Annotated in this window: 12 protein-coding genes; all 12 read left to right on the forward strand. The window is 67.0% G+C overall.

Annotated elements, in window-relative coordinates; all coding sequences use genetic code 11:
• Positions 1-326: 326 nt before the first annotated feature.
• Positions 327-1,295 (forward strand): EpsD family peptidyl-prolyl cis-trans isomerase, encoded by a 969-nt coding sequence (locus H7U20_RS00740; protein WP_233410405.1) that lies wholly within the window; start codon positions 327-329, stop codon positions 1,293-1,295.
• Positions 1,296-1,332: 37 nt separating this feature from the next.
• Complete coding sequence (gene epsE, locus H7U20_RS00745) at positions 1,333-2,121, forward strand: polysaccharide export protein EpsE (protein ID WP_199517699.1); 789 nt, start codon at positions 1,333-1,335, stop codon at positions 2,119-2,121.
• 57 nt (positions 2,122-2,178) lie between these two features.
• On the forward strand, positions 2,179-3,588 hold the full coding sequence (gene epsF / locus H7U20_RS00750; RefSeq protein ID WP_199517700.1) for a chain length determinant protein EpsF: 1,410 nt from the start codon (positions 2,179-2,181) through the stop codon (positions 3,586-3,588).
• Between the two features lie 29 nt (positions 3,589-3,617).
• On the forward strand, positions 3,618-4,478 hold the full coding sequence (epsG, locus tag H7U20_RS00755) for a chain length determinant protein tyrosine kinase EpsG (RefSeq protein WP_233410406.1): 861 nt from the start codon (positions 3,618-3,620) through the stop codon (positions 4,476-4,478).
• Positions 4,479-4,484: 6 nt separating this feature from the next.
• Complete coding sequence (gene xrtB, locus H7U20_RS00760; protein WP_199517702.1) at positions 4,485-5,390, forward strand: exosortase B; 906 nt, start codon at positions 4,485-4,487, stop codon at positions 5,388-5,390.
• The gene (gene epsI, locus H7U20_RS00765; protein WP_199517703.1) at positions 5,387-6,073 is read left to right on the forward strand and encodes an exosortase-associated protein EpsI, B-type; all 687 of its coding nucleotides are present in this window, start codon (positions 5,387-5,389) and stop codon (positions 6,071-6,073) included. Before xrtB ends, epsI begins: the two co-directional genes overlap by 4 nt.
• 30 nt (positions 6,074-6,103) lie before the next feature.
• Positions 6,104-7,393 (forward strand): oligosaccharide flippase family protein, encoded by a 1,290-nt coding sequence (locus H7U20_RS00770; protein WP_255522414.1) that lies wholly within the window; start codon positions 6,104-6,106, stop codon positions 7,391-7,393.
• A 59-nt stretch (positions 7,394-7,452) separates the two neighbouring features.
• Positions 7,453-8,571, forward strand: a complete 1,119-nt coding sequence (locus tag H7U20_RS00775) for a polysaccharide pyruvyl transferase family protein (RefSeq protein ID WP_199517705.1) — start codon at positions 7,453-7,455, stop codon at positions 8,569-8,571.
• Positions 8,555-9,757, forward strand: a complete 1,203-nt coding sequence (locus H7U20_RS00780) for a Coenzyme F420 hydrogenase/dehydrogenase, beta subunit C-terminal domain (protein ID WP_199517706.1) — start codon at positions 8,555-8,557, stop codon at positions 9,755-9,757. Before H7U20_RS00775 ends, H7U20_RS00780 begins: the two co-directional genes overlap by 17 nt.
• An 8-nt stretch (positions 9,758-9,765) precedes the next feature.
• Positions 9,766-11,118, forward strand: a complete 1,353-nt coding sequence (locus H7U20_RS00785; protein WP_199517707.1) for an O-antigen ligase family protein — start codon at positions 9,766-9,768, stop codon at positions 11,116-11,118.
• A gap of 54 nt (positions 11,119-11,172) precedes the next feature.
• A complete protein-coding gene (locus tag H7U20_RS00790) occupies positions 11,173-12,090 on the forward strand; it encodes a glycosyltransferase family 2 protein (protein WP_199517708.1) in 918 nt (305 codons plus the stop codon).
• A gap of 100 nt (positions 12,091-12,190) precedes the next feature.
• On the forward strand, positions 12,191-13,366 hold the full coding sequence (locus H7U20_RS00795; RefSeq protein ID WP_199517709.1) for a glycosyltransferase family 4 protein: 1,176 nt from the start codon (positions 12,191-12,193) through the stop codon (positions 13,364-13,366).
• The last annotated feature ends 20 nt before the right edge of the window (positions 13,367-13,386 follow it).

Below are 13,386 nucleotides of genomic sequence, written 5' to 3' on the forward strand. Positions count from 1 at the left end.
CGGCCAGCGGGAAAGCTCGCCCGGCGCCTTGACATACGTTAGAATTTGGCGTGGCCGCGGGCCTCCGCCGGCGGCGCCGGGCGGGCGCCCGCATAGCGCCGAATTCTTTACAAGATTGACAAGTCTGTTGACAGGATGCATACTTCCAACATGCTATTTTTGTGATTTTCTGTTACTTTTTTGTGACGTTCTTGCTGAGGGGCACCTGCCGCGCCCGCTCGGACGGCGCGCCGCTCGCGGCGCCGGGCGCAGGCTGGATGGTCCGCATCGTGCCGCGCCCCCCGGGGCCGGCGACAACGCAGTGCAATAATATTAAAGGATTTATCTTGAGCCACTTTACCAACGCAAACGCCGTCCGTCCATCCCGCCGCACCCGTCCGGCCGCCCGCCAACGCCTGTTGTGCGCGGCCATGGTGCTGCTCGCCGCCGCCGGCTTGTCGGCCTGCGGCGACAAGGAAAAGAAACCGGGCCAGGCCCTGGTCAACGTCAACGGCGAAGAGATCACCGTGTTGCAGCTGAACGAGGAGCTGCAGCGCTCCGGCGCCAGCGCGACGCAACAGGAGGCGGCCAGCAAGCAGTTGCTCGAGTCGCTGATCGACCGTCAGCTGTTGCAGATCGAGGCCGGCCGCGAGAAGCTCGACCGCGACCCGAAAGTGATGCAGGCGATCGAACGCGCCAAGGCGCTGATCGTCGCCCAGGCCTACCTGCAGAAGCGCATCGGCACCGTGGCCCGTCCCACCAAGGAGGAGGTCGAGGCCTACTTCGCCAAGAACCCGACCTTCTTCGCCAACCGCAAGATGTTCGGCATGCAGCAGGTGGTGTTCTCCGGCAAGGAGGCCAACGAGGGCTTCAAGGGCGCCGTCGACGGCTTCAAGTCGCTCGACGAGGCCGCCGCCTGGCTCGACGCGCACAAGGTGCAGTTCAGCCGCGGCCAGTTGGCGCGCAGCACCGCCGACCTGCCGCCCGAGATGTCGAGCAAGCTGCTGGCCATGCCGAAGGGCCAGTTGTTCCTGGTGCGCGAGGGCGAGCGCACCATCGTCAGCGTGATCAGCGAGGTCAAGGACGCGCCGGTGGCGCTGGACCAGGCCCGCGCGCAGATCGAGCAGTTCCTGCAGAACCAGAAGATGAAGGTGGCCACCGACGCCGAGCTGGCGCGCCTGCGCGCCGCCGCCAAGATCGAGTACCTGAACAAGGCGCTGGCGAAAACCGAACCGGCCGCCGCCGCGCCGGCCGCCGCCAAACCGGCCGCCTCGACCGGCGACGCCAACGAGCGCGGCGTGGCCGGCCTGAAGTAAGCCCTACGCCCCCTTATTTAACCGCATTGGAAAACATATGAAACGTTTAGGATTTTGGATCGCGGCGGCCTGTCTGGCGCTGGGCATGGGTGGCGTCAGCGCGGCCGACGTGCAGTTGGGCGCCGGCGACGTCGTCAAGCTGTCGGTGTACGGCAGCCCCGACCTGACCACGGAGACGCGCATCAGCGAGAAGGGCAGTCTGACCTTCCCGCTGATCGGCGAGGTCGCCGTCGGCGGCCTGTCGACCTCGGCCGCCGAGCACAAGATCGCCGAGCTGCTGGAAAAGGGCGGCTTCGTCAAGAAGCCCCAGGTCAACATCCTGGTCACCCTGCTGCAAAGCCAGCTGGTCTCGGTGCTCGGCCAGGTCAACCGCCCGGGCCGCTTCCCGATCGACGGCAAGCGTAGCATCCTCGACCTGCTGGCCCTGGCCGGCGGCATCGCCGCCGACGGCAGCGACACGGTCAGCCTGATCCGCAAGCGCGACGGCAAGGCCACCCGCGAGCAGGTCGACATCGTCGACATGGTGCGCAGCGGCGACATGAGCCGCGACTTCGAGCTGGCCGGCAACGACGTGCTGTTCGTCGAACGGGCCCAGCGCTTCTACATCTACGGCGAGGTGCAGCGCCCCGGCGTGTTCCGCCTCGAGCGTTCGATGACCGTGCTGCAGGCGCTGTCGACCGGCGGCGGCCTGACCCCGCGCGGCACCGAGCGCGGCGTGCGCATCAAGCGGCGCGACGCGGCCGGCCACCTGCAAGTGGTCGCCGCCAAGCACGACGACCTGCTGCTGCCCGACGACGTCGTGTACGTGCAGGAAAGCCTGTTCTAGGCCGCGTCCCTGCCCGCCGCCTCCGCCCATTTTTTGCTTTGACATGAGAGTTCCATCATGAATTTCACCCAGTTCCTCTTGATCCTGCGCGCGCGCAAAAAGATCATCCTGCTGACCTTGCTCACGATCGTCGCGCTCACCGTGATCGTCAGCCTGCTGTTGCCGAAGACCTACAAGGCGACCTCGTCCGTAGTGCTGAACTACAAGGGTGTCGACCCGGTCACCGGCCTGTCCATGCCCGGCCAGCTGATGCCCGGCTACATGGCGACGCAGATCGACATCATCTCCAGCAAGAACGTGGCGTTGCGCGTGGTCGACCAGCTCAAGCTGGCCGAGAGCCCGGCCGTCATCCAGCAGTTCAACGAGGCCACCGAAGGCAAGGGCACGGTGCGCGACTGGCTGGCCGACCTGCTGCTGAAGAAGCTCGACATCGTGCCGGCGCGCGAGAGCAGCGTCGTCGAGATCAGCTTCAAGGGCGCCGATCCGCAATTCGTCGCGGCCGTCGCCAACGCCTTCGCCGACGAGTACCAGAAGGCGGCGATCCAGCTCAAGGTCGATCCGATGAAGAAGGCCACGATCTACTTCAACGAACAGACCAAGCTGCTGCGCGACGGCGTCGAGGCGGCGCAGAGCCGCCTGTCGAAGTACCAGCAGGAGACCGGCATCGTCAGCCTGGACAACCGCCTCGACGTCGAGTCGAACCGCCTCAACGACCTGTCGGCCCAGTTGGTCATGGCGCAGGGTCAGCAAATGGAAGCGGCGTCGCGCCAGCGCATGGCGCAGGGCGCCAGCGGCGCCGAGTCGCCCGACGTGGCGGCCAATCCGCTGGTGCAGAACATGAAGGCGAGCCTGAGCGCGGCCGAGGCGAAGTTCGCCGAAGTGGCCCAGCGCCTGGACAAGAACCACCCGCAGTACCAGTCGGCCAAGGCCGAGGTCGACCACCTGCGCGCCGACCTGAACAGCCAGATCCGCGCCACCTCCAACAGCGTCGGCAACAACGCCCAGATCCTCGGCCAGCGCGAGGGCGCGATCCGCGCGGCACTGGCGGCGCAAAAGGCCAAGGTGCTTGAACTGAACCGCACCCGCGACGAACTCAACGTGCTGCAGAAGGATGTCGAGAGCGCCCAGCGCGCCTTCGACGCCACCTCGCTGCGCCTGTCGCAGACGCGCATCGAGGGCCAGTCCGAACAGTCCGACGTGGCCCTGCTGAACCCGGCCGTGGCGCCGATCGAACCGTCCGGCCCGCGCGTCGTGCTCAACACCCTGTTGTCGATCTTCGTCGGCGGCTTCCTCGGTTTGAGCTTCGCCATGATCGCCGAGATGATCGACCGCCGGGTGCGCTCGGAGAACGACATCGTCGAGGTGCTGGAGATCCCCGTGCTGGGCACGATCAACTGGAGCGCGCCACCGCGCCGCTCGTTCAAGCTGCTCAACGCCCTGCTGCCCAGCCGCCTTCGTTTGAACTAAACATTATGGACACTCCCATGAATCATGCTATGCCAGTGCCGAATGCGGCGACGCCCCCCACCCGCGACTCGAGCATCGGTGGCCTGCTGCTCGAATCGGGCAAGATCACCCCGGAAAACGCCGAGCGCGTGCTGCGCATGCAGCGCGAGTTGGGCATCCGCTTCGGCGAGGCGGCGCAACGGCTCGGCCTGATCACCGAGGCCGACATCCAGCAAGTGCTGGCGCGCCAGTTCGACTACCCCTACCTGCAGGCCAACGAGGGCAAGTTCTCGGCCGAGCTGGTGGCGGCCTATCAGCCGTTCAGCCCGCAAGTCGAGACGCTGCGCGCCATCCGTAGCCAGTTGATGCTGCGCTGGTTCGCCACCGGCCGCAAGTCGCTCGCCGTGATCAGCATCAACCCGGACGACGGCGCCGCGCTGTTCGTCGCCAACCTGGCGATCGTCTTCTCCCAGCTCGGCGAGCAGACCCTGCTGGTCGACGCCAACCTGCGCGCGCCGCGCCAGCACGAACTGTTCGACCTGAAGGGCCGCCAAGGCCTGTCGGACATGCTGGCCGGCCGCGCCGAGCTCGACGCCATCGCCAAGATCGACTCCTTCGTCGACCTGTCGGTGCTGTCGGCCGGCACGCTGCCGCCGAATCCGCAGGAGCTGCTCAACCGGCCCGCCTTCGGCGCCCTCAACGGCCGCCTGGAGAGCCGCTACGACGCCGTGCTGTACGACATGCCGGCGCTGGCGCTGGGCTCGGACGGCCTGGCCATCGCCGCCCGCGCCGGCGGCGCGCTGCTGATCGCGCGCAAGAACAAGACTTTGCTGGCCGATTTGAACACGGTGAGCCGCCAGCTCAGCTCGACCGGCGTCAAGGTGGTCGGCTCGGTGCTGGTCGACTTCTAAGCCATCATGTCGCCCATCACCGCACCGCCGCCGGCGCTCGCCGTCCGTCAGGCCATGCCCGAGTGGCTGCCGGTCCTGCTCGGCCTGCTTGTCATGTACCTGCCGACCTTTTACGACCTGCTCAACGGCGGCGTCTGGGCCAGCGAGGAGCAGGCCCACGGCCCGATCATCCTGGCCCTGTCGCTGTGGCTGATCTACCGCCAGTGGCCGGCCGTGATGGCGCTCGGCGAACACCGTGGCGCCGTCGCCGGCTGGCTGACCTTGGCCGTCGGCCTGGCGCTGTACGCGATCGGCCGCTCGCAGCAGATCCTGCTGGCCGAGATCGGCTCCTTCATCTGGGTGCTGGTCGCCGTGCTGCTGGTCAAGCGCGGCGGGACCGCCCTGCGCATGCTCTGGTTCCCCTTCTTCTTCATGCTGTTCATGGTGCCGCTGCCGGGCGCCCTGGTCGACATGCTGACCATGCCGATGAAGATGGCGGTCTCCTACGTCACCGAACACCTGCTGTACCTGGCCGGCTACCCGATCGCCCGCAACGGCGTGATGCTGCAGATCGGCCAATACCAGCTGCTGGTGGCCAACGCCTGCGCCGGCTTGCAGACCCTGCTCACGCTGGAGGCGCTCGGCCTGTTCTACCTGAACGTGGTGCGCCACACCTCGCCGTTCCGCAACATCACGCTGGCCCTGCTGATCGTGCCGATCTCGTTCACCGCCAACGTCATCCGCGTCATGGTGCTGACCCTGGTCACCTATTACTTCGGCGACGCCGTCGGCCAGGGCTTCCTGCACGGCTTCGCCGGCATGGTGCTGTTCGTCACGGCGCTGCTGCTGATCCTCGGCGTCGACTCGCTGCTGCAGTTGGCGGTCCGAAAATTCAAGGCGCCCGGCGCCGTCTCACCGGGAGTCCCGCAATGAAGAAGGTGATAGTGGCCAGTCTGGTCCTGGGCGGCGCCATGCTGTCGTCCGTGGTGCTGAGCCGGGTGTTGACGCCGACCGTCAGCCTGTCCAGCCAACAGGGCAAGCTCGATCTGCCCAGCCTGATCCCCGAGCGCTTCGGCGACTGGCAGGCCGACCTGGGCGGCGCGGCGGCGATCGTCAACCCCGAGGTGGCCGCCTCGCTCAACGAGATCTACAGCCAGACGCTGAGCCGCACCTACGTCAACGGCCGCGGCGAGCGCATCATGCTGTCGATCGCCTACGGCGACAACCAGAGCCGGCAGTTGCAGGTGCACCGGCCCGAGGTGTGCTACAGCGCCCAGGGCTTCAACGTGGCCGAGCTGGACAAGCAGGTGCTGCAGACCGGCGTCGGCGCGATTCCGGTGATGCAATTGGTGGCGCAGCAGGGTGGCCGCATCGAGCCGATCACCTACTGGGTGCTGATCGGCCAGAAGGTGGTGCGCGGCAACATCGAGCAGGGCGTGGCGCGGCTCGGCTACGGCCTGTCCGGCGTCATCGCCGACGGCCTGCTGTTCCGCGTCTCGACCATCTCGGCCAGCAAGCAGGACGCCTACGCGATCGAGCAAGCCTTTGTCAGCAGTTTGATGGAGTCGATTCCCGCCGCCCAGCGCAAGCGACTGATTGGCCATGTCGGTGCTTGATGCCGGCTTAGTTTGGGGGTTGTTGCTTTGTTGAGGCATACGTTTTTCATGGGCCTGTCGACCGTCCTGCGACTGTTGACCGGCACCGTGGTGTTTATCATCCTGGCCCGCGCCTGGGGGCCCGAACCGTTCGGCGTGTTCATGTACGCCTTCACCTTGACCTCGCTCGCCTCGCTGCTGGCCGACTACGGTTTCGCCGCCCAGTTGATGCGCGAGGTGGCCAAGGCGCCGGAACAACTGGGCCGCCTGTTCGCCTCGGTCACCAGCGCCAAGCTGATGATCCTGGCGCTGCTGCTGCCGCTGGCCGTGATCGCCACGCTGTGGCGCGGCGGTGGCGGCGAAGCGGTGGCGGTGTTCTGGCTGCTGCTGGTCGGCGGCCTGGTCGGCTCGTTCGCCGAGAGCTACATCGCCGTGTTCCGCGGCCTCAGCCGTTTTCACGAGGAAACCGTGATCATGGTCTGGGTCAACCTGCTGCACGTGCTCACCATCTGCGTCCTGTTGTGGCTGGGGAGCGGGGTGTTGGGCGTGGCATGGGGTATATTGGCGAGCCGCGTGCTGTTCCTGGTGATGGGCTGGCGCGCCTACCGGCGCCTGCGCCCCGGGCTGCCCGGCTTCCAGGTGGGCAGCGCGGCGCAGGGCTGGCAGTACCTGAAGAGCGGTTTCCCCTTCGCCGCCGAGTCCGGTTTCACGAACTTCCAGTCGCAGGCCGACACGCTGATCGTCAACTACTTCCTCGGCCCGGCGGCCGTCGGGGTGTACCAGGCCGGTCTGCGCCTGATGCAGGGCGCCAACAGTTTCGCCCAGGTGCTGAGCAACGTCTACATGACGACGATGGCGGGCAAGCTCGACGACGCCAGCCTGCTGCGGCGCTTCGGCAACCGCCTGTTCTACCAGATGTTGCTGATCGGCGCCCTGTGCTTCCTGGTCTTCACCCTGGGCGCGGCGCCGATCACCGCGCTGCTGTACGGCGCCAAATACAGCGCGCTGGTCGAACTGATGCCCTGGTTCGGCCTGGTGTTGCTGGCCCGCTACGTCGCCGCCAGCCACGGTGTGATCCTGTCGGCGATCGGCATGCAAACCCACCGCGTGCTGGCCATCGCCGGCGCGCTGACGGTGTTGTTCGCCGCCACGGCGCTGCTGGTGCCGCGACTGGGCCTGAAGGGCATGCTGCTGTCGTCGCTGTGCGCGGTGGTGGCGCTGGATCTGCTGTACATCTGGAGCCTGTCGCTGCGCAAGATGCCGCGCGGGCTGAGCCGACCGAACGTGGCGCTGCTGCTGTCGATTCTGACCGCCAGCGCTTTATTAATGCACTATAAATAACAAATTTTATGCTGACTATTGGCCTTTTATGGCATTCGGTTACCTCGGGTAACCTCGGAGTGGGCGCGCTGACCTTCTCGCAAATCGCCCTGGTCGAACAGGCCGCCGCACGGGTCGGCACGCCGGTCCAGTTCCGCCTGCTCGGCTGGATTCCGCCCGGCGAGCGCGAACCGATCCCCCACGTGATCAGCGAATGCGGCATCACGCGCAGCTTCTTCGTGCCGTCCAAGTCGCCGTTCTGGTCGCACATCCGCGCCTGCGACCTGGTGCTCGACATCGGCGAGGGCGACAGCTTCACCGACATCTACGGCATGAGCCGCTTCGCCCACTTCACCGGCACCAAGCTGCTGGTCTGGCTGGCGCGCCGCCCGCTGGTGCTCAGCCCGCAGACCATCGGCCCGTTCGACCAGCGCCTGACGCGCATGCTGGCCAAGTTCGCCATGCGGCGCTGCCAACGCGTGTTCGCGCGCGACCACTTGTCGCGCCAATACCTGCGCGACCAGCACATCGACAACGCCGACGAGGCGATCGACGTCGCCTTCGCCCTGCCGTACACCCGCCAGGCGCTGGCCGGCAACGGCAAGACCAAGGTCGGCATCAACGTCTCCGGCCTGCTCTACAGCGGCGGCTACACGCGCGACAACCAGTTCGGCCTGACCATCGACTACGCCGCGCTGACCCACCAGATGCTGGCCTACTTCACCGCGCGCGGCGATTGCGAGGTCTACCTGGTGTCGCACGTGATCACCGACACCGAGCCGGTGGAGGACGACTACGCGGTCTGCCGCGCGCTGTCCGAGCAGTATCCGGGCACCGTGCTGGCGCCCAAGTTCAAGACCCCGGTCGAGGCCAAGAGCTTCATCTCGTCGCTCGAGTTCTTCGTCGGCGCCCGCATGCACGCCTGCATCGCCGCCTTCTCCAGCGGCGTGCCGGTGGTGCCGCTGGCCTACAGCCGCAAGTTCAACGGCCTGTTCGAGTCGCTCGGCTACCGCCACTTCGGCGACTGCAAGGCGGCCGGCGAGGCCGAACTGATGACGCTGGTGCGCGACTCCTTCGAGCAGCGCGCCACGCTGCAGCGCGAGGTCGAGCAGGGCAACGCGCAGGCGCGCCAGCGGCTGGCCCATTACGAGGATTTCCTGACCAACCAGTTGCGGGCGCTCAATGACCAGAAACATTAGTCTTGAAAGCGTGCTCGAGAGCGGACTGTGCACCGGCTGCGGTGCCTGCCAGTCGATGTTCCCGGCCAAGGTGCGCGTCGCGCTGAACGACGAGGGCTACCTGCGCCCGCAATTGAGCCAGCCGCTCGACCGGCGCGAGCGCGAGCAGTTCGCCCGCACCTGCCCGGGCGCCGGCCTCGAACACATCAAGCCCGAGGCGGCCTACGACCCACTGTGGGGGCCGCTGATGGCCACCCGCACCGGCTATTCGCTCGACGAGGGCGTGCGCTACGAGGGCTCGTCGGGCGGGGTGCTGTCGGCCCTGCTGGTGTATCTGCTGGAGAGCAAGAAGGTCGACTTCGTCGCCCACATCAAGGCCGACCCGGACGATCCGATCGGCAACGTGATGAGCGTCAGCCGCAACCGCGCCGAAGTGCTGCGCGGCGCCGGCTCGCGCTACGCGCCGTCGGCGCCGCTGGCCCAGCTCGAGGCGCTGTTGGCGCTGGGCGGCCGCTTCGCCTTCGTCGGCAAGCCCTGCGACGTGGCCGGCCTGCGCCAGTACGCCCGCAGCCGCCCCGAGCTGGCCGAGCGCATCCCCTACATGCTGTCGTTCATGTGCGCCGGCATCCCCAGCCGCAAGGGCGCCATCGCGATCCTCAAGAAGCTGGAGGTCGAGCCGGCCGAAGTGGCCAGCTTCTCCTTCCGCGGCAACGGCTGGCCCGGCATGAGCACGGCCGTCACCCATGCGGGCCGGCGCGCCGAGATGGATTACGCCACCTCGTGGGGCACGATCCTCAACCGCCACCTGCAATTCCGCTGCAAGATCTGCCCGGACGGCGTCGGCGAATTCGCCGACGTGGTCGGCGCCGACGCCTGGTACGGCAAGGACGGCTATCCCGACTTCGCCGAGCGGGCCGGGCGCAGCCTGGTGCTGTCGCGCACCGCCACCGGCGAGAAACTGGTGGGCGAGGCGGTGGCGGCCGGCTACATCGCGGTCGAGGCGCTGGCCCGCGAGGAGATCGCCAAGATGCAGCCGTATCAGGAGAACCGCAAGAAAATGGTCCTGTCCCGGCTGCTGGCGCTGCGCCTGACCGGACGCACCACCCCGCGCTACCGCAGGTTGCAGCTGCTGCGCCTGGCGTTGGGCGGCGGCCTGCGCGAGAACCTGCGCAATTTTGTCGGCATGGCCCGTCGAACCTGGTTTTAGGGGAACACATGAAGCGAAATTTCGTCACTTACGGTTTGTATCCGGCGCCGCCGACGGCCACCGCGCGCGTTGCGTACGACTGGCTCGGCATGCTCTTCCTGTGCCTGATCTTCGTCACGCCGCTGTGGCCGGAATACGCCGAGTTGAAGATGGCGGGGATCCCCAACATGGCGCCGCCGCGGCTGATCCGCGCCGCGCTGATCTTCGCCACGCTGTTCCTGTTCTTCCGCGACCGCGAGCGGGCCGAGACCTTCGTCCGCCGGCTGCGCGAGAACTGGATCGTCATCACCCTGTTCGTGCTGTTGTTCGCGCTGCGCTTCGCCAGCGCCTTCCTCGGCCGCAGCCCGGCCTTGCAGGCGTTCGCCTTCATCAAGAGCGATTTCTGGACCTACCTGACGATCTTCTTCATCACCCTGTTCGTGGTGCGCGACGAGCGCGACATCAAGCGCCTGATCGAAGTGGTGGTGCTGGCCGCCGCCATCGTCGGGCTGGTGGCATTGGTCGAATACTATCTGAAGAAAAACCTGTTCGCGCGCTTCTTCACCATCACCAGCGACTATCTGATGGTGGTGCTGGGCGACAAGACCCGCGACAATGTCTACCGCGCGCAGGGCACGATGGAGCATCCGCTGTTGATGGGCCAGTTCTTCGCCATGGTCCTGCCTTGGTGCTGGTACTGCTTCCGCTATTCCGAGCGCATGCTCTTCCGCCTGATCGCCTGCGGTTCCGGCCTGCTGGGCGTGGCGGCGATCTATTTCTCCGGCTCGCGCTCGTCGTTCGCGGTGGCCATTCCGCTGGTGGCGCTGATGTTCATCTGGGAGCTGTGGCGCTGGACCAAGCGCTCCAGCAACCGGCCGGCGCAGTACCTGATGCTGCTGCAATTCCCGCTGTTGTTGACGGCCTTCGGCGGGGTGCTGTTGTACATTAAAACCCTGGCCGCCGGCACCACCCAAATCACCCGGGGCAGCGCCTCGGTGCGCATGGAGATGCTCAACGCCGGCGTGCCGAAGGTCGGCGACGCCGTCTTCATGGGCCATGGCCTGGGCGAGGCGACCAACGTGGTGACCTTTGTCGGCAAAGGCGGCATCCGCACGCTGGACAACTACTATCTGCTGGTGGCGCTGGAGTCGGGCATGATCGTGGTCTTGTTGACCGCCTTCCTGTGGCTGTACTTCCTCTTCGCGGCGGTGGCGCAATCGGGCAAGGACGACATGCGCAAGGCCAGGATGTCGATGTTGCTGGGGCTGTCGGTGCTGGGCTACATCATCATCATGTCGATCCACTCGCTGCAATCGTTGACCTGGCTGTTGTTCGTCATCTTTGCCTGCATTCTGATCTTGCGGGAAAAGAAGCCGGTCTGAAGCGCCGCCGGCCCCGCTGTTTTCCCCCTCCACCTGCGAAATGAAATAAATAGAATGCTGTTGTCGATCTTAATAGTTAACTACAACGGACTGCGCTTCCTGCGCGACTGTCTCGAGTCGGTTGAAAAACACGTCGCCTGCGACCACGAGGTGATCGTGGTCGACAACGCCTCGGTGGACGGCAGCGTCGCCTTCCTGCGCGAGCACTACCCGCACGTGCGGCTGATCGCCAGCGCGACCAACACGGGCTTCACCGGCGGCAACAACATCGCCGCCGAAGCCGCCCGTGGCGAGCTGCTGCTGCTGCTCAACAACGACACGGTGATCCTGAGTCCGATCCAGCCCGCCCTCGACGCGCTGGCGCCGCCGCGGGTCGGCATCGTCGGCGTGCATCTGCAGTACGCCAACGGCGCCAACCAGGCCTCGGCCGGCTACGCCCACACGCCGGCCCGGCTGCTGCTGTCCTGGCTGGGCTTGTCCGGCCTGCGCTTCCTGCCCGACGTGTTCCGCCGGGTCGAGACGCGCGAGCAGTTCTACCGGGCCAATAAGAGCGGACTGGACTGGGTTTCCGGCGCCTTCCTGTTGACCCGGCGCGCGCTGTGGAGCCGCCTGGGCGGCCTCGACGAGCGCTACTTCATGTACGTCGAGGACGTCGACTATTGCCACCGCGTCAAGCAGGAGGGGTATTCGATCGATTACGTCGCCAACGTCGACGTGCTGCACTACGAGGGCGCCGGCAAGCTGTGGATCGGCGAGACGGCGTTGTTGCGCACCATGAACTCCTACTCGCTGTTCCTGCGCAAGTACCACAGCGCCCCGGTGGCGCGCCTGACCCAGGCTGCGCTGGGCCTGGTGATGGGCGGCCGCGCGCTGGCCTACCTGCTGCGTTCGCTCTCCAGCAAGTCCGTCGTGGTTGGCGAAAAGAAACAAGCTTACTTCAAGGCCGCGCGCTATTTGTTGAGCGCCGGCTAGCGTCGCCGGCCAGCGGCGCCGGCGCCGCCGGCGCCCGCGCCGCCCGGCCGGCGCGCCACGGTGTGGCGCGCCGGCCGTGTTTTTCCCCGATAGATTCCATATGAAAAAAATTATCCTATTCGTCCACCAAGGTGCCGAACTCTACGGTTCCGACAAGGTGTTGTTGAACCTGGCCGTCGGGCTGGCCGACTCGCCCTACCAGGCGGTGGTGGTGGTGCCGCTCGACGGTCCGCTGGTGACCGAGCTGCGCCGCGCCGGGGTGGAAACCCACGTCGTGCCGGTGGCCAAGGTCAGCCGCGCCTTGTTCACCCCCAAGGGCTTGCTGTCGCTGCCCGGCCAGCTGCTGCGCGCCGGCCGGGCGATGAGCCGCGTCATGGCCGGCCGGCCGGTGGCGGTGGTGCACTCCAACACGTTGGCGGTGCTGAGCGGCGCCGTGTGGGCGGCGCTGCACCGGGTGCCGCACGTCTGGCATGTGCACGAGATCCTGCTCAAGCCGAACGTGGTGCGCTGGTCCTTCCCCTTGATGGTGCGCCTGCTGTCGGACCGGGTGGTGTCGAATTCGAGCTTGACGACGGCCTGGCTGGTCGACCAGCAGCCGCGCCTGGCCGGCCGCATCGCGACGATCTGGAACGGCATCGACCGTGGCGTCGCGCCCGACGCGGCGCGCTGCGCCGAGCTGCGCGCGGCGGTCACGGCCGACCGGCCGCAGCGCCTGATCGCCGCGCTGGTCGGCCGCATCAACCACATGAAGGGGCATTTGTTGCTGGTCGAGGCGGCCGGCATCCTGTGGCGGCGCGGCTACCACGACCTGCGCTTCCTGGTGGTGGGCAGCTTCTTCGCCCAGCAGGAGCACTTCCTGATCGGCCTGCAGGAGGCCATCGCGGCGTCGCCGGCGCGCGACTGTTTCGTGCTGCGCGGCTTCACCGAGTCGATCTGGGATGTCTGGGACGCCTGCGACGTGGCGCTGGTGCCGTCGACCGAGCCGGAAGCCTTCGGCCTGGTGGCGATCGAGGCCATGTGCGCCGGCAAGCCGGTGGTGGCGGCGGCGCACGGCGGCGTGCTCGACATCATCGCCGGCGAGCAGACCGGCTTCCTGGTGGCGCCGCGCGACGCCGTCGCGCTGGCCGACGCGATCGCCCGCCTGGCCGACGATCCGGCGCTGCGCCGGCGCATGGGCGAGGCCGGACGGGAACGCCAGGCCGCCTTGTTTTCGCTGCAAAGCCAGGTCGGCAAGACCATCGAGGTGTACCAGCAGATGCTGGCCACCGGCAAATAAACCGGGCCGGGGGGGGGGGG

It is taken from the genome of Rugamonas violacea, from assembly GCF_016461825.1.
Classification (GTDB): Bacteria; Pseudomonadota; Gammaproteobacteria; order Burkholderiales; family Burkholderiaceae_D; genus Rugamonas.

Coding starts and splice junctions, on each gene's coding strand:
- epsE (WP_199517699.1), top strand. CDS start 1,333: ATGAAACGTTTAGGATTTTGGATCGCGGCGGCCTGTCTGGCGCTGGGC.
- epsF (WP_199517700.1), top strand. CDS start 2,179: ATGAATTTCACCCAGTTCCTCTTGATCCTGCGCGCGCGCAAAAAGATC.
- epsG (WP_233410406.1), top strand. CDS start 3,618: ATGCCAGTGCCGAATGCGGCGACGCCCCCCACCCGCGACTCGAGCATC.
- xrtB (WP_199517702.1), top strand. CDS start 4,485: ATGTCGCCCATCACCGCACCGCCGCCGGCGCTCGCCGTCCGTCAGGCC.
- epsI (WP_199517703.1), top strand. CDS start 5,387: ATGAAGAAGGTGATAGTGGCCAGTCTGGTCCTGGGCGGCGCCATGCTG.
- H7U20_RS00780 (WP_199517706.1), top strand. CDS start 8,555: ATGACCAGAAACATTAGTCTTGAAAGCGTGCTCGAGAGCGGACTGTGC.
- H7U20_RS00785 (WP_199517707.1), top strand. CDS start 9,766: ATGAAGCGAAATTTCGTCACTTACGGTTTGTATCCGGCGCCGCCGACG.
- H7U20_RS00790 (WP_199517708.1), top strand. CDS start 11,173: ATGCTGTTGTCGATCTTAATAGTTAACTACAACGGACTGCGCTTCCTG.
- H7U20_RS00795 (WP_199517709.1), top strand. CDS start 12,191: ATGAAAAAAATTATCCTATTCGTCCACCAAGGTGCCGAACTCTACGGT.